Origin of the sequence: Ahrensia marina (genome assembly GCF_001293565.1) — a bacterium.
Classification (GTDB): Bacteria; Pseudomonadota; Alphaproteobacteria; order Rhizobiales; family Rhizobiaceae; genus Ahrensia; species Ahrensia marina.
Map to the genome: position 1 here is coordinate 11228 of NZ_JXMU01000007.1, position 23722 is coordinate 34949.

Here is a 23722-nt window from a genome sequence, read left to right on the forward strand (position 1 = left end):
GTTTGGGAGGCTGCTCAATGGAACATTCAGATGCCATAATTGTCGGAGCAGGGCTGGCTGGCCTTGTCGCCGCCGCAGAGTTGGCCGACCGCGGTAAATCTGTGACCATCATTGATCAGGAGCCGGAAAACTTTATCGGCGGTCAGGCTTTTTGGTCGCTGGGTGGTTTGATGCTCATTGACACGCCTGAACAGCGACGCATGGGCATCAAAGACAGCCGTGAACTGGCCATGCAGGATTGGCTTGGCTCTGCCCAGTTTGACCGCCCAGAAGATTATTGGCCGAAAAAATGGGCAGAGGCCTATGTCGATTTTGCTGCCGGTGAAATGCGTCCTTGGTTGCATGCGATGGGTATGCGTTGGTTTCCGATTGTCGGGTGGGCCGAGCGCGGTGGTGGATTTGCCACAGGCCACGGCAATTCGGTGCCGCGCTTTCATTTAACTTGGGGTGTTGGACCGGGCACACAGGAGCCATTTGAACGGCGTGTGCGTGAACACGAAAAGGCAGGTCGCATAACGATGAAATTTCGTCATCGTTGCTCAAATATCATTATGGAGAACGGTGTGGTAAAAGGCGTTGCCGGTGAAATTCTGGCTCCTGATGAAAGTTCGCGCGGTGAGGCGACAAACCGGGATGTCATCGCGGATTTCGAGCTGCGTGCGGCATCAATTATTGTGACATCGGGCGGTATAGGCGGCAACGCCGAGCTCGTGCGTCAGTCGTGGCCAACAGATAGACTTGGCCCAGCACCAACCAATATGTTGTGCGGCGTACCTGCTCATGTTGACGGGCGCATGATTGGTATAAGCCAAGAAGCCGGCGGTCACCTGATCAACAATGACCGCATGTGGCACTATACCGAGGGCGTGAAAAACTGGAACCCGATTTGGCCCAATCACGGCATACGTATTTTGCCCGGACCATCATCAATGTGGTTTGATGCGGAAGGCAATCGTTTTGCACCGCCGGCTTTGCCTGGATTTGATAGTCTTGGCACACTCAAAGCAATTCTGGATACGGGCTATGATTATTCATGGTTCATCACCACGCAAAAGATTATCAAAAAAGAATTCGCCCTTTCCGGTTCTGAGCAAAATCCTGACTTTGAACAAAAAAGCTGGAAAGAGGTGCTCAAGCAACGCATTTTGAACAAGAAAGCGACGCCGCCGGTGGAGGCTTTTAAAGAGCATGGCGAGAATTTTGTTGTCGCTGAAACCCTGGCCGAACTGGTCGCCAAAATGAATGAGCTGGAAGGCAATGAACTTCTTGCACTGGGTAAGATTGAGGCGGAAATCAAAGCGCGTGACGGACAGATCGATAATGGTTTTAGCAAGGATGCACAGATCATGGCGATCCATGCGGCGCGCAAATATCGTGGCGACAGATTTCAGCGCACGGCAAAACCCCATAAAATCCTTGATCCGCAAAATGGGCCACTTATCGGCGTAAAGCTGAACATCATTACACGCAAAACATTGGGCGGGTTGAAGACGGATCTGAACAGTCAGATGCTAAACGAGAATGGCGAGCCAATCCCCGGCCTGTTTGCGGCAGGCGAAGTCGCCGGTTTTGGCGGTGGCGGTTACCACGGCTATAATGCGCTGGAAGGCACATTTCTGGGCGGCTGTATTTTTTCAGGCAGACAAGCTGGGAGGTCGGATACGATTGCTTGATTAAACGTCTTCGTCTGTGCGAAAATCAACATGTATGTGATTGCCATCGGGATCGTATATATTGATCTGCACAATGTTGAATTCTGCCAACTCGCCCCGCCGATACTCGACGCCGTGTGATTTGAGTTTTTCCTCAAAGGCGATAAGCCCCGTTGCGCTCAAGGCAAAATGTTCAAGTTTGAGCAAGCTTTCTGAACCTGCACCAGCATCATTTTCGACACCGATTAAATGCACAACAGCGTTTTCGCCCGCATAGATCCATGCGCCGGGGAAGGGGAAGTTGGGCCTCGGACCGCTTGTCATGCCCAGCACATCGCAATACCATTTCACCATCACATCAAGCTGGGTGGTGCGAATGTTAACATGGTCGAGTTTCGTGATTTGCATATGTCGTTCTTTCAGGCTGAAGATTCTACTTGTTTATACGTCGCAGGAAACTTTTGAGACGCTCATCTTTGGGCGCGCCAAATAATTCGTCCGGCGGTGCACTCTCCACAATACGCCCTTCATCCATAAACACCACACGATCAGCAATTTCTTTTGCAAACTGCATTTCATGTGTCACGATAAGCATGGTTTGTTTGCGTTCGGCAACGCGGCGCATCAAGTCAAGCACTTCGCTAACCCATTCAGGGTCAAGTGCGGAGGTCGGCTCATCGAACAGCATTAAATCTGATTGCAATGCCATAGCACGGCCGATACCGACACGCTGTTGCTGCCCGCCTGAAAGAGAGGTCGGATAGCTATCTGCTTTATCTGAAAGCCCGGTTTCTGCCAGCACTGACAGCGCACGTTGCTCCGCTTCTGCTTCTGGTATTTTCTGCACTGTCACCAGTGCTTCCATGATATTTTCTTTTGCGGTTTTATTGGCAAACAGCGCATAGTTTTGAAACACGAAGGCCGTACTGCGTTGTAGGGAAAGTATATCTGCTTTCGTCGCTTTCTCAGCATTTACATGAAGATCACCTATGCGGATTTGACCGCTTTGCGGCCGGTCGAGAAAGTTCAGACAGCGCAGTAAGGTGGACTTGCCGGTGCCGGACGGACCGATGATCACAACGCGTTCGCCATCTGCGATATCCAGATCAATAGCGTTCAGCACCGTTGTTGCATCAAACCGTTTTGTCAGTCCGCGAATGCTAATCATCGTGCGTAAGCCTTGTTAAGTGAGGTCTCCAGCCGTTTCTGGCCCTGGCTCAAAATCTCAACCATGATCCAGTAGATCACGGCAACGACGAGGAAGGCTTCGAAATATAAAAAGCTGCTTGCAGCCTCTTTTTGCGCCGCACCCATCATTTCTGTTACGCCCAATGTAAATGCCAAAGAGGTACCTTTGATCATATCGATGAAATAATTGACCAAGGTAGGTGAAGCGACACGTGCTGCTTGCGGCAGGATAATCCGGCGCATCATTTGGGCTTGGGTCATTCCCACCGAGTGCGCGGCTTCCCATTGGCTGCGGTCGACGCCGGTAATGGCGGCACGAATACTCTCAGCCATATAGGCTGAAAAATGCAAGGTAAGGCCCAAAATTGCAGCCGTCACACCATTAATTTGTGTCAGAAATGACAAGACCTGCGGCAAGCCGTAATAAAACAAAAACAATTGCACCAGCAGAGGCGTGCCGCGAAAGAAGCTGATGAAAAATACCACGAACCAATCAAGGACCGGAACTTTAACCACGCGCTCGACAGCCAGTAGCACAGCCAGCGCGAGAGCTAGCACCATGCTGGCGGCAGCTATACCGATGGTAATGGGCACATAGCCCAAAATCACCGGTACCAGTTCGAGCATGTAGTAAAGGTCCAGTCCCTGCATTATTCAATCACTCTTCGAGGCGTGTAATGTCCGTGCCGAACCATTTCATCGAAATTTCGGTCAATGTGCCATTATCACGCAAAGTTGTCAGTGCTGCATCAACTTTATCGTGAAACTCTTTGCCTTGTTCTGTTCTGGTAAATGGCAAAGCATTACGCAGTTCGGAAAATGGCTTGCCTGAGAGTTCCAGTGGCAACGGACTTTCCTTGATGAGCTGCGCGGAAGACACACGATCCATCACAAAAGCATCCACACGGCCAAGCGCAACGTCCTGCGCAATGTTGGATTCGTAGGTGCGAATATCGATCTCGTCTGCGTAGGGAAGCTCTTTAAGCAGTTCTTCAAAGTTGGAGCCAAGATTAACAGCGACCGATTTACCCCGTAAATCGTCAACACCGTTGATTGTGTCATTGCCACGTTTGACAACAACTTGCGCGCCATCAATCACATAGGCTTGACTGAATTCAAACTTTTCTTCGCGTTCCGGTGTAATCGTAATCTGGTTTGCAATTGTATCAATGCGGCCAACATCAAGAGCGCCGATCAGGCCGGAAAACGACATTGTTTCAAATTCGATCTCTAGGCCGGCTTCTTTGCCCACAGCGTTCATTACGTCCACTTCAAATCCTTGCAGTTCACCCTTTTGAACAAAGGTAAACGGGAAATACCCGCCAGACATACCAACGCGTAATGTTTTGGCTTCCTCGGCAATTGCAGACGTTGCCATAAAAGCGGCGATTGCAGCCGCTGCTCCAAGCTTCTTCAACATCAATTTATCCTTTATTTTTCAGGGCTCCGCCCTGTTTATTGTTCGCGGCCGCATAGATTTTATGTAGCTGCCCCGAACATGGTTGTTACGGTAGAGCGCCATATAGGTATTCGCTGGGAGCCGTAAAACCAGCGCCAACAAGAAAATCCGATTACATGTTAGATATGCTCAAATGCATAGGTTGAACTAAAGTAACGCATATTTTTGCGCTATATTAAAAATTCAGTTTCGAACGAACATCCATTACGTTACTGGTCCGAAAACGGAGGTAGTTATGACGCAAGCATTTCTAACGCACATCAATGAGACCCTTACGCAAATTGATGCGGATGGCATGATGAAACATGAGCGGTTGATCACCTCGCCTCAAGGTGCCGAAATAAATGTCGGTGACAGGAAGGTCATCAATCTTTGCGCCAATAATTATCTGGGACTCGCCGACCATCCTGATCTGATCGCTGCTGCAAAAGCTGCTATGGACCCGAAAGGTTTCGGAATGGCTTCTGTCCGGTTCATTTGCGGCACACAGGATTTGCACCGGGAACTTGAAACGCAACTGGCGAAGTTTCTGAACCAAGATGACAGCATATTGTTTGCTGCCTGTTTTGACGCCAATGGCGGGCTGTTTGAACCGCTTTTAGGGCCGGAAGATGCGATCATTTCGGATGCGCTTAATCATGCTTCTATTATCGATGGCATTCGTTTGTGCAAAGCCAAGCGCTATCGCTATGCCAATTCTAATATGGATGATCTGGAGAAAAATCTGAAAGCTGCAAAAGCAGATGGTGCCCGCTTTATAATGATCGCGACCGACGGTGTTTTCTCAATGGATGGATATTTGGCAAATCTGCCAGAGATCAAAAAGCTTGCTGAAAAATATGATGCACTGGTGATGGTTGACGATTGTCATGCAACAGGTTTCATGGGACCGAAAGGTGCTGGAACGCCAGCGCATTTCGGTGTCGATATTGATATTGTAACTGGTACGCTTGGCAAGGCGCTCGGCGGAGCGGTTGGCGGATATATTGCAGGCCCTCAGCCGGTTATTGATCTATTGCGGCAGCGCTCACGCCCCTATTTGTTCTCCAACTCTTTGCCGCCAGCGATCGTAGCGGCAGGTATAGAAGCCTTGCGATTGGTACAAAATGGCGATGACCTTCGTGCACAGCTTTTTGAAAATGCCGCCTATTGGCGTTCCGGGCTTACACGCCTTGGGTTTGATCTTTTGCCGGGCGAACATCCGATTATTCCGGTGATGCTTGGCGATGCACAGCGGACGCAAGATATGGCAAGGCGCCTTTTTGATGAGGGCGTCTATGTCAGCGGTTTCTTCTTTCCTGTTGTTCCGCGCGAGCAGGCACGTATACGCACGCAGATGAACGCAGCGCTTACGCGCAATGATTTGGATCGGGCGCTTCATGCGTTTGAAATTGCCGGCAAAGCTATTGGGGCGCTGTCATGATGACCAATGAAATGAAAGCGCTTGTTAAAGCAGAACCCCGTGAAGGACTTTGGCTGCAAACAGCACCTGTGCCGGAAATCGGTCCTGATGACGTTCTGATCAAAATCAATAAAACCGGCATTTGCGGAACCGACATTCACATCTGGAACTGGGATGACTGGGCACAGAAAACAGTGCCAGTACCATTGATCACCGGACACGAATTTGCCGGTGAGATTGTCGAAATTGGCCGTGATGTCGATGATCTTCAGATAGGACAAAGATGCAGCGGTGAAGGGCATTTGATCGGCAAGCACTCACGGCAAAGCCGCGCGGGTAAATTTCATCTTGATCCGGAAACAAAAGGCATTGGCGTCAATGAGCAAGGCGCGTTTGCACAATATCTTCGCTTGCCTGCTTTTAATGTGGTGCCTTTACCTGATGAGATAAGCGATGATATCGGTGCTATTCTCGACCCGCTCGGCAATGCTGTTCACACCGCACTCAGTTTTGACTTAGTAGGTGAGGATGTTTTGATCACAGGCGCAGGGCCAATCGGCATCATGGCCGCTGCTGTTGCCCGTCATGTCGGCGCGCGCAATGTGGTGATTACCGACGTAAATTCCGAGCGCTTGGCGCTGGCTGCGAAGGTTGCCGATGTGCATCCCATTAATGTCGCAAAAGAAGATTTAAACGACATCAAAGCCAAATTGAAACTGGCGCAAGGATTTGATGTCGGCCTTGAAATGTCCGGCAATCAGAGGGCGCTTGATCAAATGGTCGAGGCGCTTGTTATGGGCGGACGTATCGCGATGTTGGGTATCCCGCCCGGTAAAAGTCCTGTGGACTGGAGCCGTATTGTTTTTAAAGCGATCACGATCAAGGGCGTTTATGGCCGTGAGATTTTTGAAACTTGGTACAAGATGATCGCCATGCTTCAAAACGGACTGGATGTGTCGGGTGTAATAACACACCGTTTCCATGTGGATGATTTTGAACAGGGTTTTGCCGCCATGAAGTCCGGTAAATCCGGTAAGGTGGTTTTGGATTGGCGCTGAAGCGGATATCGCAAGAGATTGGTCCGGCTTGTTTCAAATTTCCGTATGTATTCGATAGCCGGGCGCGAATACGAGTCGCACAGATGTTATCGCGCCTTCATGTTTCCATGTGCTTCTGTCGATAACAAACAAGCCTTCACCGAGTTTGCATGAAAGCATCCCGGCTTCGAAAGTTCCTGCTGTAAGAGCGGAAAATGCAATATCGCCTGATGTAAAAGGAATGTTCTCGACGAGCCATTCATTCGGACTTTGTTCGGAAAAATCAACGCCGAAAACATCCGGAACAACATTGATATTGATCCAGCGATTTTCAAATACATAAGGCTCGCCATGGGCCATATGAAGGCCAATAATGTGCAGGCATTTTTCGTTTGGCTTCAGCCGCATTCGGGCGACCATATCGCTGGGCGGAACAATAGTTTCACTTTTTATCAGTGCGTAGCGGTAGCTATAGCCTTTGCCGGTAATTTCATTGCGTATCACCGGTATATCCAATGTCGCTTTACGTACCGGATGGGTTGCTACGCGTGTTCCTGCCTTGCGCCGCCGTTCAAGCAATCCTGAATCGGCAAGGTTTTGCAATGCACGGTTGACGGTCGCCCGCGCGCAACCAAATTCACTGGCAAGTTCCGCCTCATTCGGAATGAGCTCACCGGGTTTCCATACTCTGGAATTGATCCGGTTAAGCACTTCCTGCTGAACAGATTGCCAGTTTTTGATTGCAGTTCCCGTCAAATTGCGTCTCCGAGCTGGCGCATGATTTCCTTATAGCGATTGGTGATTTCTTCATGCTTTATGTGAACGCCATCTGTTACCACATGGCGGCCCGCAGACCAGACTTCTTTTACAAGATGATCATCACTGGCAAAAATATAGGAATCAAGAATCGTGTCGCCGCTTTTTCCCGCCAGATGAACACTATCATTATCAAGCGCGATCATGTCTGCGAGATAGCCCTCGGCGATATGGCCACATTTTCTTCCTGCGGCAACTGCGCCCCCATTATTGACGGCTTCAAACAGCCTGCGTCCAGTGGAAAGCGCGGGTGTTGCAAGCGCTGCGCGGGTGTTGTCGCGCAAGCGCTGTGAGTAATCCAATGTTCTAAGTTCCTCGCTCAGCGATATGCGGATATTTGAATCAGAGCCGATAGCAATCGATCCGTTCTCGTTAAACCATCTGGCCCCGTCAAAAATACCATCTCCGAGACTGGATTCGGTTATGGGGCAAAGGCCTGCTATCGCACCGGATTTGGCAAGTCCTGTTGTCTCATGCGGCTCCATTTGCGTGCAGTGAATGAGACACCAGTTTGGATCGGGTTCGCAATTTTCCAAAAACCACTCGACAGGGCGCGCGCCATAATGTGCCTCGACTTCTTCCACTTCAGGAATCTGTTCTGCAAGGTGCATATGGATGGGATTGCCGTTCGCAAGCCTTAGGGCGTTTTTAATATCTTCCGGCGCGACAGCACGCAGGCTATGGGGGGCAAGGCCAAGTGTGCTGTCTGCTGGCATTGAGCGAATTAGCTTGTTTGCCTGCTCATGCAGCTTTGCAAAACGGTCAAAATTGTTGCCAAAACGAATTTGGCCTGCGCCCAGCGCGCGCCGGTCACAGCCGCCATATTGGTAATGTACCGGAAGCAATGTCAGGCCGATACCTGAAAGCGATGCCGCTGCCGCAATGCGCTCCGACATCTCAGCGAGGTTTGCATAAGGTACGCCGCCAGCCTGATGATGAAGATAGTGGAACTCTACATTTGTTGCGTAACCAGCCTCCAGCATTTCCATCTGCACAAAGGCGGCAATTCCTTCGACGTGTTCAGGCGTTAGCCGGTCAAGAAAGCGGAACATCAATTGGCGCCATGTCCAGAACGAATCTGAAGGATCAGGGCCGCGCCGTTCGGTCAAACCCGCCATTGCACGCTGAAATGCATGGCTATGCACATTCGGCGGGGCAGCAAGAAGAATACCTACTTTTTTGCCTTCTTCGGGTTGATCGGTTCTAACGAAGGTAATTTTGCCATTCGTGTCGAATTCAACGCGAACATCATCTGCCCACCCATCCGTCAGCAAAGCTGTTTTAGCCCAAATGACAGTCATAAATTCCTCCTTGACAGTTTATTATGTGCAGACATATAAAATATTAGAGTGCACTTAACAACGGTAAATTTTATGCTTCTGACCAATGCTACCCTTGCCACCATGCATCAGGACACGCCGTATGGACTGATTGAAAATGGCGCAATTCTTGTTAAGGGGCAGGCGATTGCCTGGATCGGTTCAATCGATAATGTGCCGGATGAAGCGGAAAGCCACGAAAGAATTGATCTGGAAGGCCGGCTGGTAACGCCCGGTCTAATCGATTGCCATACGCATATTGTGCACGGTGGCAATCGTGCCAATGAATTCGAAATGCGCTTGAACGGTGCGTCCTATGAAGAAGTGGCAAGAGCGGGCGGCGGCATTGTTTCGACGGTAAAAGCAACACGCAGTGCAAGCGAAACTGAATTGCTTGATGGTGCTTTAAAGCGCATTGACGCATTAATAAGCGAAGGTGTGACAACGGTCGAAATCAAATCAGGCTATGGCTTGGATTTGGAGACAGAGCTTAAAATGCTGCGTGTGGCACGCAGTATTGAAAGTCATCGTGAAATTACCGTGAAAACCAGCTTTCTAGGCGCTCACGCTGTGCCGGCAGAGTATAAGGGAAACGCCGACACATATATCGACGAGGTTTGTATCCCTGCACTTGAAACCGCGCATGCCGAAGGGCTGGTCGATGCAGTTGACGGCTTTTGTGAAAATATTGCCTTCTCACCTGATCAAATACGCCGCGTGTTTGAAAAAGCTAAATCACTGGGCATTCGCGTAAAGCTTCATGCCGAGCAATTGTCCAATCTTGGCGGTGCGCAGCTTGCGGCAGAGTTCGGCGCGTTGTCGGCCGACCATCTGGAATATGCCAATGACGATGATGCGGCTGCGATGGCTCAAAGCGGCTCAGTCGCGGTGATCCTGCCGGGTGCATATTACACCCTGCGTGAAACACAGGCACCGCCCATTGCTGTATTTCGCACGCATAATGTGCCGATGGCCCTGGCCACAGACTGCAATCCCGGATCATCGCCATTAGCGTCGCTGCTATTAACGATGAATATGGCATGCACATTGTTCAGGATGACACCGGAAGAAAGCCTTGCGGGTATTACACGCAATGCGGCCATGGCTCTGAACCTTGACGATGCAGGCATCATCAAGACGGGAGCAAAAGCAGATCTTGCTATCTGGGATATCAGGCAGCCGGCCGAACTATCATATCGTATCGGATTTAACCCGCTTTACAAACGTATGTTTGGAGGAAAACTATGAGTTTCGTTGTAACGCCCGGAACAGTTACAATTTCTCAATTGCAGAATATTTGGACGAACCGTTTATCGGTGACGCTTGATGCTTCAGCGCGGCCGGCAATTGAAAAAGCTGCGGAATTGGTAGCCAAATGCGCCGCGGACGATGAAGCGGTTTATGGCGTGAATACCGGCTTTGGCAAATTGGCCAGCATGAAAATAAAGCCCGAGGATACGGCGCAGCTTCAGCGTAATCTGGTACTGTCACACTGCTGCGGTGTGGGCGAACCATTGGAGATTTCTACCACCCGATTAATGATGGTTTTAAAACTCCTCTCTTTAGGGCGGGGCGCGTCCGGTGTGTCGCTGGAAACCATTTCCATGATCGAGAAAATGCTTGAAACAGGTGTCACACCCGTTGTGCCTGTTCAGGGATCTGTCGGTGCGTCCGGTGATCTTGCACCCTTGGCGCATATGGCAGCGGCCATGATGGGCGAAGGTGAAGCTTATTTTCAAAGCGATCGAATGTCAGCGGCACAAGCTTTAAATAAAGCAGGTTTAGCGCCGCATATTTTGGGGCCGAAAGAAGGCTTAGGCCTGATTAACGGAACGCAGTTCTCAACAGCGTGTGCCTTGGTCGGGTTGTTCGAGGCGCGTAATAATTTGCAGCAATGTCTGGTATCCGCATCACTTTCTACAGATGCGATCATGGGTTCCACAGCGCCGCTTTTGGAAGAAATTCATGCGCTAAGGGGCCACCGCGGACAAATTCGCGTCGCTGCAGCAATGCGTGAGTTGATGACGGGTTCGCAAATAAGAGAGAGCCACCGTGAAGGTGATACACGTGTGCAGGATCCTTACTGTATCCGGTGTCAGCCTCAGGTCTCCGGTGCGGCGTTGGACTTGCTCTATTTTGCTGCTCGCACCTTAGAGATTGAAGCCAATGCGGTGTCGGACAATCCTTTAGTTTTGGTTGAAAGTGGTCTGATTGTTTCCGGCGGTAATTTCCATGCGGAGCCGGTAGCATTTGCTGCCGACCAAATCGCAATGGCAATTTCTGAAATCGGAGCCATCGCACAGCGCCGTGTCGCGCTTATGGTAGACCCGACGCTGTCGCACGACTTGCCGCCGTTTTTAACGCCGGAACCGGGTTTGAATTCAGGCTTCATGATCGCGGAAGTGACGACCGCCGCACTGATGAGTGAAAACAAGCATCTGGCTAATCCCTGTTCGACAGATTCAACGCCGACATCTGCCAATCAGGAAGACCATGTATCAATGGCAGCACATGGCGCACGGCGCTTGCTGCGCATGAACGCCAATTTGAATGTCATCATCGGTGTGGAGATGCTCTGTGCAGCGCAGGGAATTGAGTTTCGCGCACCGCTGAAAACCAGCCCCGAATTGCAAAAAGTTATTGCGCGAATTCGTGCTGATATTCCTGCAGTTACTGATGACCGCTTTATGGCCGGCGATATGCAGGCAGCCGCAGATTTGGTGAAAACAGGGGTATTGTCTCAAGCTTCCGGACTAACGGCCTCTATTGATGAGGTGCGCGTATGAAACCGGTAGAAGTCAAGCGCGGCAACAGTCCTATTGTTTTGGGACTGCCCCACACCGGGACATTTGTTCCAGAGTCTATATTTGGCCAACTTACGGAGCGGGGCCAAACACTCGCAGATACCGACTGGCATATTCATCGTCTTTATGACGGCTTAACACCGGATTTGACTGCAGTACGGGCAATGTTTCACCGCTATGTTGTGGATGCCAATCGCGATCCTTCCGGCGTCAGTCTTTATCCCGGTCAAAACACGACAGGCCTCGTTCCTATGACAGATTTCGATGGCGAGCCCTTATGGAAAAAGGAGCCTGCCGCTGCTGAAATCGAAGAGCGCAGATTAGCGTGGCACTCCCCGTATCATGAGGCGCTTCAAGCCGAGTTGCAGCGCGTTCATGACATGCATGGCTTCGTGATTTTATATGATTGTCATTCTATCCGCTCAAATATTCCGTTTTTATTTGAGGGCACGCTGCCCGACTTGAATATTGGTACTAATGGCGGGGTAACGTGTGATCCGGCTATCGAGAAAACAGTCGTCGATATTTGCGCCAATGCTGATGGCTATTCGAGTGTTCTGAACGGCCGGTTCAAAGGTGGTTGGACAACACGTCATTATGGAAAGCCGGCTGAGGGGTTTCACGCCATTCAGATGGAGCTGGCCCAAGTTAATTACTTAAAAGCCGAAAAATTACCTTTCGACTATGATGCCGATAAGGCTGAACAGCTGCGCATCCATTTGGACGACATTTTACAGAATCTTGAAAAATTTTCACCTTCACGGGGAGGACAGGCATGACCGCACCGATAAATCCAAGACACAATCAACGCGACATTTTCCCGTCGACCGGCAGTGAGATCAGTTGCAAAAGCTGGCTCACGGAAGCGCCGATGCGCATGTTGATGAACAATTTGCATCCTGACGTGGCCGAAAACCCGCATGAGCTTGTTGTCTATGGTGGTATTGGCCGCGCCGCGCGTACATGGAAAGATTTCGACCTTATTGTCGATAGCCTCAAAAAGCTGAATGATGACGAGACATTGCTTGTTCAGTCTGGCAAGCCTGTAGCTGTTGTGAAAACACATGCAGATGCGCCGCGCGTCTTGATTGCCAATTCCAATTTGGTACCCCATTGGGCCAATTGGGATCATTTCAACGAACTCGATAAAAAAGGTCTGGCTATGTATGGTCAGATGACCGCCGGCTCTTGGATTTACATCGGAAGTCAAGGCATTGTGCAGGGAACATATGAGACCTTTGCCGAGGCGGGACGCCAGCATTATAACGGCGACCTTAAAGGCAAATGGATTTTGACCGGCGGTCTTGGCGGCATGGGCGGTGCACAGCCTCTAGCGGCTGTTATGGCGGGCGCTTGCTGCTTGGCAGTCGAATGCAACCCTGACAGCATCGATTTCCGTCTTCGCACCCGTTACATCGACGAAAAAACAGAAAGTCTTGATGAAGCGTTGGAGATGATCGAGCGCTGGACAAAGGCGGGAGAAGCAAAATCTGTGGCCTTATTGGGCAACGCCGCCGATGTTTTCCCTGAACTTTATAAGCGTGGCATCCGTCCGGATATTGTAACAGACCAAACCAGCGCGCATGATCCGATCAACGGCTATTTGCCGCAAGGTTGGACAATGGCTGAATGGCGCGAGAAACGCGAAAGTGACCCGAAAGCTGTCGAAAAAGCAGCCCGCGCGAGCATGAAGATACATGTTGAGGCGATGGTCGATTTTTGGAACGACGGCGTGCCGACACTCGACTATGGAAACAATATCAGGCAGGTCGCATTAGATGAAGGTTTGGAGAACGCATTTGCATTTCCAGGCTTTGTTCCAGCCTATATCCGTCCATTGTTCTGCCGGGGTATTGGCCCGTTTCGTTGGTGCGCCTTGTCGGGCGATCCTGAAGATATCTATAAAACTGATGCTAAAATGAAGGAGCTGTTTCCGGAAAACACGCATCTGCATAACTGGCTTGATATGGCACGTGACCGGATCGAGTTTCAGGGCTTGCCGGCGCGTATTTGCTGGATCGGACTGGGTGACAGGCATAAAGCCGGATTGGCATTCAATGAAATGGTCGCTTCCGGCGAACTTAAAGCGCCGGTTGTGATTGGCCGCGATCACCTTGATTCCGGCTCGGTCGCATCGCCAAACCGTGAAACAGAAGCGATGAAGGACGGCTCTGACGCAGTATCTGACTGGCCGCTCTTAAACGCTTTGGTCAACACCGCATCGGGCGCAACATGGGTTTCCATTCACCATGGCGGCGGTGTCGGCATGGGCTTTTCGCAGCATTCAGGCGTGGTGATTTGTGCTGATGGAACAGATGCGGCTGCAAAACGCTTGGAGCGCGTTCTTTGGAATGATCCGGCGTCCGGTGTCTGGCGTCACGCCGATGCTGGATATGAGGAAGCGATTGAATGCGCGCGTGAGCATGAACTGAACCTTCCAGCTATTCTTTAGGCTGGAGCGATGATGGACTTCAATCAAGTTTAAGGGTTAGCTGATGACATCATTAACAAGGGGCAGAACATGATCGAACGAATAGAGACCGGCGTAAGAGCTTCAAAAATCGTGAAGCATAACGGCGTTGCCTATCTGACCGGACAGGTTGGAGAAGGCGCGACGATTCAAGATCAGACAAAAGAGTGTTTGTCACGTGTAGATGCACTTTTGAAACAAGCAGGTTCGTCTCGCGAAAAAATGCTTCGTGCTACGATCTGGCTTGCGGACATGAGTGATTTTAACGGCTTGAACGAAGTGTGGAATGCTTGGATGCCCGAGGGCCATGCACCTGCACGCGCATGCGGCGAAGCAAAGCTCGCGCGGCCCGAATTAAAAGTCGAGATCATTGTCGACGCTGCATATGACTAAAATTAAATGATAATGGAGGAGTAAAATCATGGAAAGAAGACAGTTTATTAAAACGGGGCTCGCAGGCGCAGCGGCAGCTTCAACGATGAGTCTTGCAACCCCTGCTATTGCACAGGATATTCGCCAGTGGAAAATGGTAACGGCATGGCCGAAAAACCTGCCCGGTCCAGGCGTTGCCGCGCAAATGCTTGCCGACCGCATTACAGCGCTTTCCGGCGGACGCATTGAAGTAAAACTGTTTGCTGCTGGCGAACTGGTGCCGGGTAATGGCGTCTTTGATGCCGTGAGTGAAGGAACGGCCGAACTTTATCATGCGGTGCCAGCCTATTGGGGCTCAAAATCAAAAGGCATTTTGATGTTTGGTTCCCAGCCTTTTGGTTTGCGTGCTGACGAGCAGGTTGGCTGGCTCACACATGGCGGCGGTCAGGAACTGTATGATGAAATGTATGGCCGCTTTAATTTGAAGCCGTTCCTTTGTGGCAATTCCGGTCCTCAGTGGCAGGGTTGGTTTAAAAACGAGATTAACTCGGTTGAAGATTTGAAAGGTTTGAAGTTCCGCACAACGGGCCTTGCTTCAGAGATGTGCGCAAAGCTTGGCATGGCTGTTCAAGCGATGGGCGGACGCGATATGTTTCAGGCGCTTCAGTCAGGCGCACTTGATGCCGGTGAGTTTATCGGCCCTTGGTCTGATAGTGCGCTTGGTTTCCATCAGGTTGCAAAAAACTATTACTGGCCAGGTGTTGGCGAACCTTCGTCCGCAGAAGAGTGCGCTGTAAATGCAAATGTCTACAGTGAGCTTCCGGATGATTTAAAGGCGGCGGTCAGCCTTGCCTGTGAAAGTCTCTACAATCCGGTGTGGACCGAATACACAACCAAACATGCGCTGGCTCTCAAGAAGCTGGTTGATGACGAGGGTGTTCAGGTCAAAAAGCTTCCCAATGATATTATTGAGGCGATGGGCACTGCCGCCGAGGAGGTCATCTCTGATCTGCGCGAAGATGATGATGAACTGGTTAAGCGCATCGCTGAAAGCTTTGTTGCTTATCGGGATTCAGTGGGCCGCTACATGGTCTATGCCGACAACGGGCAAATGAACGCGCGCGCATCCGTACTCAAGTACTGATCAACATAATAGCCGGCAGCTTTTGCTGCCGGTTTTGCCTTGGGAGAAACAATGCAGAACTTAATTGGAAGGCTGGATGCCATAAATCGCAATGTGGGACTTGTCGTTCGTTGGGCTGCGATCCTGATGGTTCTCATTCAATTCGCGATTGTCCTCTTCCGGTATGTCTTTGGGTTCAGCAGTATCGCCATTAATGAAAGTGTTTTATACCTCCATTCGACACTTTTCATGTTGGGAGCAGGGTACACGCTTCTGGTTGACGACCATGTTAGGGTCGATATTTTTTACGCAAATGCCAGCATAAAACGAAAAGCGACGATTGATATATTTGGGCATCTCGTCTTGCTGATTCCGTCAATGGTCGTGCTGGCTTACTGGTCTTGGCCGTCGGTCGCCAATTCTTGGAAAATACTGGAGGGCCCCATTTCTGTTGGCGGCATTCCGGCTTCCTTCCTGCTCAAATCGCTTATTCCGGCTTTCTGCGGTTTGCTTATCATTCAATCCATATCGTGCCTTCTGGCTAATATACTGCGTCGCAGAGGAGAAACTTTGTGACTTTGCCTCTCGATATTCTCATGTTTGCGGCCCTAATCGGCTGCATCCTGATGGGGTTTCCTGTCTCGTTCAGTATTTCAGGAATTGCCATCATATTCGCATTTCTTGGCTGGTTGACCGGCGCAATGGATATCAGTCTGCTAGGCGCGCTAGGCCAGCGTGTTTTCGGCGTTTTGACGAATAGTGTGCTGATTGCGATTCCGCTTTTTGTCTTCATGGGAGTGGTGCTTGAAAAAAGCAGAATTGCTGAAGAACTGCTGGAAACGATGGGCCGTCTGTTTGGCGGTTTGCGCGGAGGGCTTGGCCTGTCTGTCGTTATTGTCGGGGCGATGCTTGCCGCTTCGACGGGCATCGTCGGCGCAACGGTTATCGCCATGGGCCTTATTGCATTGCCGACCATGTTGCGCAGTGGATATAACCCCCGGCTGGCCTCCGGTATTGTATGCACATCCGGTACGCTCGGGCAGATTATCCCGCCTTCAACCCTTCTCATTATCTTGTCGGATGTGATGTCCAACTCCTTTCAGCAGGCGCAGTACGAGCAGGGAAAATTTAATATTGAGACGATTTCGGTTGGCCAGATTTTCGCCGGCGCCTTGCTACCGGGGCTGATGCTGGTTTCGGTTTACATCATTTATATTTTGCTGCGCGCTTGGCTCATTCCCACAGATGCTCCTGCGGCAACAGATTTGATGGAGAAGCCATCACGCAAAGCAATCTTTACCGCTGTTGTGCCGCCGATTTTGCTCATTATCGCTGTGTTAGGCGCAATTCTTGGCGGTGTCGCAACGCCAACAGAAGCGGCCTCGGTCGGCGCAATTGGTGCTTTGCTCATGGCTGGGCATCGAAGCGGCGGCTCGGTGAAGTTAATATTGATCGGCGCTGCTGCACTGTTTCTATTGGGAATTGCGGCCGGTGTCGCACCGGTCCGTTTTCAACGAAGTGATCTCGTGCTGACAGATTTCGTACTGGGCGGCACCTATACATTGCTCGCGATCATCGCGGTGGCGGCAATAATCGCTGCGCTTGGCCGTGCCTGGCGGTCAGGAATTTTGCTGCCTGCAATGACCCAGACCATGACGGTGACGTCGATGATCTTTGCAACTATTTTAACAGCGAGTATTTTCTCGCTGGTCTTTATCGGACTTGGCGGCGAAGAACGGGTGGAGGAATTTCTGAGCCTGATGCCCGGCGGGCCACAAGGGGCGTTGCTGTTCTGTATGGTGCTGATCTTTGTTCTCGGCTTCTTTCTTGATTTTGTGGAAATCACCGTTATCCTGCTTCCTTTAATCGTTCCGCCTCTTATCTTGATGGGACATGATCCATATTGGCTCGCAATCTTGATTGCGATCAATTTGCAAACGTCATTCTTGACGCCGCCATTTGGCTTTTCGTTGTTTTACCTGCGCGGGGCTGCACCAAAAGAAATTACAACCGGAATGATTTATGCGGGCGTTGCGCCGTTTATCGGCCTTCAACTGCTGGGCATGACGATTATCTGGTTCGTCCCGGCAATCGCCAACTGGCTACCTGCGGTTCTTTACTAGTTCTAGCCTGGAAAAAAGCCGGCAATTCGGCTTTTAGAATTGTGTTGAGGGCGCTGCGCAGGAACTGCGCACGATAAGATCGCCATGCAGAAGTGCGCTTTCGATGGGAATGCTTCTATCGGGCAAATTATCCAGCAAGTGGTTCATGGCCATCTCGCCAATTTGACTGCGTGGCTGCCGGATCGTGGTGAGTGATGGTGTCACATTGCTTGCAAAAGGAATGTCATCAAAGCCGATGACTGAAAAATCTTTTGGTACGCTAAGCCCGCGCGACTGAATCGCGCTAATCGCACCGATCGCCGTATTGTCATTGTAGCAGAAAAATGCGGTCGGCAAGCTGTCTTTGATGAACAGGCGCTCAATAGCGGCCCGCCCGCCTTCGCTGGTGCCGCTTCCACTAACTTTCCAGACCGAACTTTCATCAAATGCATTGGCAAGTGCGGCGCAATAACCCTGATGGCGCAGTTCGGAAATTGCATCTCCCTGTGGTCCTGAAATGTAGGCTATACGTCTGTGTCCAAGTGAAATCAAATATTCAACAGCAAGCTTCGATGCGCTAAAATTATCCACGCCAACATAACTTACATCAGCATGATCAATCGGGTGCGAGACAGAGACCATCGGCGGCAGCATGTTCGCCGGACCTTGTCTCCATGACCCTGTGGGCATGCTGCCGGTTAACAATATCAGGCCGTCAGCCATACCGGAGGCCATAAATCTTGTATAATTCTCTTCCAGTTCAACATTGCCTTCGGTTGAACCGATGAGCAGACCGTATCCGCGTTCATTGGCCACGCGTTCCAGTCCGGTTAAAATACCTGGAAAATTGGAATCAGAGATGGACCGTGCGAGCACCATAACCATTTTAGAACGCTGCATACGTAGGTTTTGCGCCATCGCGTTGGCGCGGTATCCCGTACGTGCGATCGCCGCGGCAACCTTTTTCCGGGTGCTTTCGGATACTTTTTCCGGCATGTGCAACGCACGGCTAACTGTTGCAATCGAGACGCCTGCCAGCTTGGCTACATCTTCAATCGTTGCCTGTTTTGCGGAAATTCTTTCCAACGCTGTTCCTTCATTTTTCAGACGCTGAATTCTTATGCCTGATCGGCTTAGATTAATCCATTGTCTTATACGGGTGTAAAAAAATGCTCTTTATCCACTGATGACTATATTTTACAATTGTATGTAAAGGTTTACATCCGCAATGAAAAGGTTTACATATGGCTGGTTGGTAAATACCGATGCCTTTGGGAGGAGGGGTTATGGAAGAGAGCGCAAGTGCGCCTAAGTGTGTTCTGGCGGCAAGAAGGATCAGTAAGTCCTTCGGTGCGGTGCCTGTACTTTTCAGCGTAAGTTTTGATGTATGTGAGGGCGAAGTCCATGCACTCATTGGCGAAAATGGCGCAGGCAAGTCGACGCTTATGAAAATTCTGGCGGGATTCCAGCCGCCGACATCGGGTGACATTTTATTAGATGGTGAGCAGATTGATCTTCCTCCAAACGGCGAGGCAGAGGATCTGGGTATTGTCCTGATCCACCAGGAGCTTAACCTTGCAGAACAGATGACTGTCGAGGAGAATATTTTTCTTGGCCGTGAGCTGACGTCACGCGGCTTTTTGGATCGGCTGACAATGCGCCGTCAGGTTGAGGTGCTTTTAAAGCAGGTTGGTTTGGACATCGCGCCGACCGCGCGGATTTCGGATTTGTCGATTGCACAAAAGCAAATGGTCGAGATCACCAAAGCAATGAACCGGAACGCGCGCATTCTTATAATGGATGAGCCAACGGCTGTTCTGACGCCTTCTGAAACAAAATTGTTTTTCCGTCAGGTTGAGCAATTGAAAAAGCGCGGTGTTGGCATCGTCTTTGTCTCGCACAAACTCGCCGAAGTAAAAGAAATTTCCGACCGTGTGACTATTATGCGTGACGGACAATGGATAGGCACCAAGCCTACCTCGGAGCTTTCGTTGGATGACATGGCGCAAATGATGGTCGGCCGCGAACTGTCCGATTTGTATCCGCCAATGAACGAAGTTGATGTTGATGCGCCTGTTATCTTGGGTGTAGAGAATCTAAGTACTGGCAAGGTTAAGAATGTCAGTTTTGACTTGCGAAAAGGTGAGATACTCGGGTTCTCTGGCCTTGTCGGGTCCGGCCGCACAGAATTGTTTGAGGCGATTTGCGGTGTGGTGCCTGTGGATTCCGGCACGATTAAATTCGATAATGAAGTCGTCAATTTTAAATCGGTGTCTCAGGCACGCAATGCAGGGCTTTCTTATCTGACGAAGGATAGAAAGGGAAAGGGGCTTTTGCTGTTGCAAAAAATGGCGCCGAATATGAGCCTGTTTTCACTGCCCAAATTCATCAAGAACATGATGATTGATCAAAAGGCGGAAGAAAAAGCACTGGCGCGGGGAATTCGACGTTTCGATATTCGCACACGTGATGCCGACATTCGTGTCGGCGATTTGTCCGGCGGCAACCAGCAAAAGCTATTGCTTGCTAAGATGATGGAAACGGATCCGCGCGTCATTATTGTGGATGAACCGACCCGCGGCATCGATGTTGGTACGAAGCAGCAGATCTACCACTTCATTGCGGCCCTTGCAGCGGAAGGCGTGTCGGTCGTTGTCATCTCATCGGAAATGCCGGAAATTATTGGCATATGTCACCGCGTATTTGTGATGCGGGAAGGCCGGATGATGGGTGCATTGACCGGTACAGAAATCAATGAAAACGAAATTATGCGCTATGCAGCCGGCCTTAAGGAGGCAAGTTAATGTCCGATACTGAAGTAATAAGTGCCGAAAGAAAAAGGGCATTTTCAATTGATTTAAAAGCGATGGGACCGGCGCTCGCATTGTTGATACTTTGTATCATCGGATATTCGCTCAACTCGGCGTTTCTTAGTGAAGGCAATATTACCAACCTGCTCACGCGCTCGGCATTTATCGGCATAATTGCGGTGGGAGCGACATTCGTCATTACAGCAGGGGGGATTGATCTTTCGGTTGGTTCGATGGCTGCCGTTATTTCCGGCGTGATGATTATCATCATGAATAATTTGGTCGACACCTTCGGCGCAGGCGCCGTCACAGTCCTGATCGGCTGCGGCTGTAGCTTGATATTAGGTATCGGGGCCGGATGGATAAACGGCGCGCTCACAACAAAAGGCAAGATTGAAGCATTTATCGTGACCTTGGGTACGATGGGTATTTACCGCTCGCTTGTGACTTACTTCGCAGATGGCGGAACTCTGTCGCTGAACTTTGATCTGCGTGGCACTTACCGCCCTGTGTATTACGATAGTTTTCTTGGTCTTCCGATCCCTGTATGGGTCTTTATAGGCGTATCGATCGCCGGCTGGGTCATTTTGAACCGCACGGCATTTGGTCGCTATTGTACAGCAATCGGTTCCAATGAAAGCGTGGCAAAGTATTCTGCTGTCAATGTCGACCGTATTAAAACAGCAACCTATGTAATTCAAGGTTTTTGCGTCGCGCTTGCTACAATCATTTATGTTCCACGCCTTGGCTCTGCTTCTGCCTCAACAGGGGTGTTGTGGGAGCTGGAAGCAATTGCAGCTGTTATTATCGGCGGCACCGTCCTTAAAGGTGGTTATGGCCGTATCGGCGGCACAATTCTGGGCGCGCTGATTTTGACCACTATCGGAAATATTCTCAACTTTACCGATGTGATCTCAAACTATCTCAACGGTACGATGCAGGGTTTGATCATCATTATCGCCGTTTGGCTTCAGCGTGCGGACTGGAGCAAGAAGAAGGTTTAGGAATTTAAAGAATTGCTCTGAAGGGGTTGGGTCCCGTTCAGCAATAAAGATGTGTTGTTCACATCGGATTTGGACTTATGAGGAGGAAAATATGTTCAAAAAATCAATTATGGCTTTGGCCTTGGGCACCGCAGTGGTGTTCTCTGGTGCAGCCAGTGCAGAAGAAAAAATCAAAATAGGTGTATCTTATCCAACACCAACTCATGCTTGGGCTGCAGGCATGAACTGGCATGCCGAACAGGCTGAAAAACGCCTCGAAGAACTTTATCCGGATGTTGATCTTATTCTTGTCAACTCACCAGACCCTGCAGCGCAGGCCAGTGCATTGGAAGATATGGTTTCTGTTAACCAGATCGACGCACTTGTTGTGTTGCCGTTTGAATCCGATCCACTAACGGATCCGGTTATCAATGTTAAGGAATCCGGTGCGCTTATCACTGTTGTTGACCGTGGTTTGAGCAAAGAGGGTATCGAGGACATTTACGTCGCCGGTAACAACCCTGAGCTAGGACGTGTTTCTGCTGAGTATATGAAAAGCCGTTTGAAAGAAGGCGACAATATCGTCATTCTTCGAGGTATTCCGACAACAATCGATAATGAGCGTTTCGATGCGTTTATGGCTGAAATTGAAGGTTCCGGCATCAATGTGCTTGATCACAAGCATGCAAACTGGAACCGTGATGATGGCTTTGAAGTCATGCAGGACTTCCTGAGCCGTTTCCCGGATATTGATGCTGTATGGGCGCAGGATGACGACATCGCGATTGGCGTTGTTGCAGCGCTTAAACAAGCCGGACGTGATGGCGATGGCATGTTTGTTGTCGGTGGCGCAGGCATGAAAGAAACGATCAAAGGCATTATGGACGGCAACGAATTGCAGCCGATTGATGTTCTTTATCCACCGGCGATGCTCGCAACTGCCATGGATGTTACGGTCGCGGCTTTCAAATCTAATGGCCCTGTTGCCGGTCGTTATATCCTTGGTGCGACCCTCATCGATAAAGATAACGCTGAGCAGTTCTATTTCCCTGACTCACCGTTCTAAGTGATTACTACTACGGGGGCATTTTTCATGCCCCCGTATTTTACTCTGGGAGAATATTTATGAAGACGATCAAAGGCCCCGCACTTTTTCTCGCTCAATTTGCCGGTGATGAAGCACCGTTTAATTCTTGGGATGCCATAACCAAATGGGCGGCCGATTGCGGCTACAAAGGTGTTCAGGTTCCAAGTTGGGATGCACGCCTGTTCGATTTGGATAAAGCTGCCCAATCGAGCGACTATTGCGACGAGTTTAAAGGCAAGGCTAAGGAAAATGGTGTTGAGGTGACAGAGCTGTCAACGCACCTGCAAGGACAGCTGGTCGCTGTTCACCCTGCCTATGATACTGCGTTTGATGGTTTCGCCGCGCCGCAAGTTCAAGGTAATCCAAAAGCGCGTCAGGAATGGGCTGTTGATCAGGTTATGAAGGCAATATCCGCCTCAAAGAATATGGGTATTGCGCAGCACGCGACTTTCTCCGGCGCTCTTGCCTGGCCTTATATTTATCCTTGGCCGCAACGTCCTGCAGGCTTGGTCGAAACAGCATTTGATGAACTGGCAAAACGTTGGCGTCCGATCCTTGATCATGCGGAATCGTGCGGTGTGGATGTTTGCTATGAAATTCACCCGGGCGAAGATTTACATGATGGTGTGACCTTTGAGATGTTCTTGGAACGCGTGGACAATCATGCGCGTTGCAACATGCTCTATGATCCGTCGCATTTTGTTTTACAGTGCTTGGATTATATCGATCATATCGATATCTACAAAGACCGCATCAAAATGTTCCATGTGAAGGATGCCGAGTTTAATCCGACTGGCAAGCAGGGTGTTTATGGCGGTTTCCAAAGCTGGGTAGACCGTGCCGGACGCTTTAGAAGCCTTGGCGATGGACAAGTTGATTTTGGTGCAATTTTCTCAAAAATGGCCGCGAATGATTTCGACGGTTGGGCTGTGGTTGAATGGGAATGCTGTCTGAAACATCCCGAAGACGGCGCACGTGAAGGTGCTCAATTTGTGAGCGACCATATTATCCGTGTTACCGAACGCGCGTTTGATGATTTTGCCGACGGTGGAACAGATGACGCAGCGAACCGAGCAATGCTGGGACTGGGGAACTGAT

Annotated in this window: 22 protein-coding genes; 15 read left to right on the plus strand and 7 right to left on the minus strand. The window is 50.3% G+C overall.

All coding sequences use genetic code 11. The features are described from left to right. The first annotated feature begins 17 nt into the window (after positions 1-17). Positions 18-1673, plus strand: coding sequence for an FAD-binding dehydrogenase (locus SU32_RS05400; protein ID WP_053998333.1), 1656 nt, complete (start codon positions 18-20; stop codon positions 1671-1673). Here SU32_RS05400 and SU32_RS05405 read toward each other — a convergent pair whose 3' ends face one another. The 4 genes from SU32_RS05405 to SU32_RS05420 are packed head-to-tail and all read right to left on the minus strand — an operon-like array spanning position 1674 to position 4260. Further along, a complete protein-coding gene (locus SU32_RS05405; RefSeq protein WP_053998334.1) occupies positions 1674-2060 on the minus strand; it encodes a VOC family protein in 387 nt (128 codons plus the stop codon). A gap of 25 nt (positions 2061-2085) precedes the next feature. Beyond that, the gene (locus tag SU32_RS05410; protein WP_053998335.1) at positions 2086-2820 is read right to left on the minus strand and encodes an amino acid ABC transporter ATP-binding protein; all 735 of its coding nucleotides are present in this window, start codon (positions 2818-2820) and stop codon (positions 2086-2088) included. Then, positions 2817-3491 (minus strand): amino acid ABC transporter permease, encoded by a 675-nt coding sequence (locus SU32_RS05415; RefSeq protein WP_053998336.1) that lies wholly within the window; start codon positions 3489-3491, stop codon positions 2817-2819. Before SU32_RS05415 ends, SU32_RS05410 begins: the two co-directional genes overlap by 4 nt. Before the next feature lie 7 nt (positions 3492-3498). Next, positions 3499-4260 (minus strand): amino acid ABC transporter substrate-binding protein, encoded by a 762-nt coding sequence (locus SU32_RS05420; protein ID WP_053998337.1) that lies wholly within the window; start codon positions 4258-4260, stop codon positions 3499-3501. Positions 4261-4534: 274 nt separating this feature from the next. On the opposite strand from SU32_RS05420, the gene SU32_RS05425 reads away from it, so the two are divergent. Next, positions 4535-5722: a glycine C-acetyltransferase gene (locus SU32_RS05425; protein WP_053998338.1), complete on the plus strand. Its 1188-nt coding sequence runs from the start codon at positions 4535-4537 to the stop codon at positions 5720-5722. After that, positions 5722-6759 carry an L-threonine 3-dehydrogenase gene (tdh, locus tag SU32_RS05430; protein WP_053998514.1) on the plus strand — a complete coding sequence of 346 codons (1038 nt, stop codon included), beginning with the start codon at positions 5722-5724 and terminating at the stop codon, positions 6757-6759. Before SU32_RS05425 ends, tdh begins: the two co-directional genes overlap by 1 nt. 33 nt (positions 6760-6792) lie before the next feature. Here the strand turns inward: tdh and SU32_RS05435 are convergent, their stop codons facing one another. Continuing rightward, positions 6793-7494 (minus strand): histidine utilization transcriptional repressor HutC, encoded by a 702-nt coding sequence (locus SU32_RS05435; RefSeq protein WP_053998339.1) that lies wholly within the window; start codon positions 7492-7494, stop codon positions 6793-6795. Then, positions 7491-8855, minus strand: coding sequence for a formimidoylglutamate deiminase (locus SU32_RS05440; RefSeq protein ID WP_053998340.1), 1365 nt, complete (start codon positions 8853-8855; stop codon positions 7491-7493). The genes SU32_RS05435 and SU32_RS05440 overlap by 4 nt, the downstream gene beginning before the upstream one ends. Before the next feature lie 72 nt (positions 8856-8927). Here SU32_RS05440 and hutI point away from each other — a divergent pair, with 72 nt between their 5' ends. The 8 genes from hutI (at position 8928) to SU32_RS05480 (ending at position 17765) form a co-directional block, all read left to right on the plus strand. Beyond that, complete coding sequence (hutI, locus tag SU32_RS05445) at positions 8928-10121, plus strand: imidazolonepropionase (RefSeq protein WP_053998341.1); 1194 nt, start codon at positions 8928-8930, stop codon at positions 10119-10121. Continuing rightward, positions 10118-11659 (plus strand): histidine ammonia-lyase, encoded by a 1542-nt coding sequence (hutH, locus tag SU32_RS05450; protein ID WP_053998342.1) that lies wholly within the window; start codon positions 10118-10120, stop codon positions 11657-11659. Before hutI ends, hutH begins: the two co-directional genes overlap by 4 nt. Next, entirely contained in the window at positions 11656-12456 is an 801-nt protein-coding gene (gene hutG, locus SU32_RS05455) for an N-formylglutamate deformylase (protein WP_053998343.1), read from the plus strand. Before hutH ends, hutG begins: the two co-directional genes overlap by 4 nt. Continuing rightward, positions 12453-14129, plus strand: a complete 1677-nt coding sequence (gene hutU / locus SU32_RS05460) for a urocanate hydratase (RefSeq protein ID WP_053998344.1) — start codon at positions 12453-12455, stop codon at positions 14127-14129. Before hutG ends, hutU begins: the two co-directional genes overlap by 4 nt. Before the next feature lie 69 nt (positions 14130-14198). Next, complete coding sequence (locus SU32_RS05465; protein WP_053998345.1) at positions 14199-14540, plus strand: RidA family protein; 342 nt, start codon at positions 14199-14201, stop codon at positions 14538-14540. 28 nt (positions 14541-14568) lie between these two features. Further along, on the plus strand, positions 14569-15663 hold the full coding sequence (locus SU32_RS05470) for a TRAP transporter substrate-binding protein (RefSeq protein WP_053998346.1): 1095 nt from the start codon (positions 14569-14571) through the stop codon (positions 15661-15663). Positions 15664-15714: 51 nt separating this feature from the next. After that, complete coding sequence (locus SU32_RS05475) at positions 15715-16218, plus strand: TRAP transporter small permease subunit (protein ID WP_053998347.1); 504 nt, start codon at positions 15715-15717, stop codon at positions 16216-16218. After that, positions 16215-17765 carry a TRAP transporter large permease gene (locus tag SU32_RS05480; RefSeq protein WP_201454887.1) on the plus strand — a complete coding sequence of 517 codons (1551 nt, stop codon included), beginning with the start codon at positions 16215-16217 and terminating at the stop codon, positions 17763-17765. The genes SU32_RS05475 and SU32_RS05480 overlap by 4 nt, the downstream gene beginning before the upstream one ends. Positions 17766-17798: 33 nt before the next feature. Here the strand turns inward: SU32_RS05480 and SU32_RS05485 are convergent, their stop codons facing one another. Continuing rightward, entirely contained in the window at positions 17799-18830 is a 1032-nt protein-coding gene (locus SU32_RS05485) for a LacI family DNA-binding transcriptional regulator (RefSeq protein WP_053998349.1), read from the minus strand. Positions 18831-19030: 200 nt separating this feature from the next. Here SU32_RS05485 and SU32_RS05490 point away from each other — a divergent pair, with 200 nt between their 5' ends. From SU32_RS05490 to SU32_RS05505, 4 genes are all read left to right on the plus strand, one after another. Further along, a complete protein-coding gene (locus tag SU32_RS05490; RefSeq protein WP_053998350.1) occupies positions 19031-20548 on the plus strand; it encodes a sugar ABC transporter ATP-binding protein in 1518 nt (505 codons plus the stop codon). Continuing rightward, positions 20548-21558 carry an ABC transporter permease gene (locus SU32_RS05495; RefSeq protein ID WP_053998351.1) on the plus strand — a complete coding sequence of 337 codons (1011 nt, stop codon included), beginning with the start codon at positions 20548-20550 and terminating at the stop codon, positions 21556-21558. The genes SU32_RS05490 and SU32_RS05495 overlap by 1 nt, the downstream gene beginning before the upstream one ends. A gap of 91 nt (positions 21559-21649) precedes the next feature. Then, on the plus strand, positions 21650-22603 hold the full coding sequence (locus SU32_RS05500) for a substrate-binding domain-containing protein (protein ID WP_053998352.1): 954 nt from the start codon (positions 21650-21652) through the stop codon (positions 22601-22603). Between the two features lie 59 nt (positions 22604-22662). Continuing rightward, positions 22663-23721, plus strand: coding sequence for a sugar phosphate isomerase/epimerase family protein (locus SU32_RS05505; RefSeq protein ID WP_053998353.1), 1059 nt, complete (start codon positions 22663-22665; stop codon positions 23719-23721). Position 23722 lies beyond the last annotated feature (1 nt).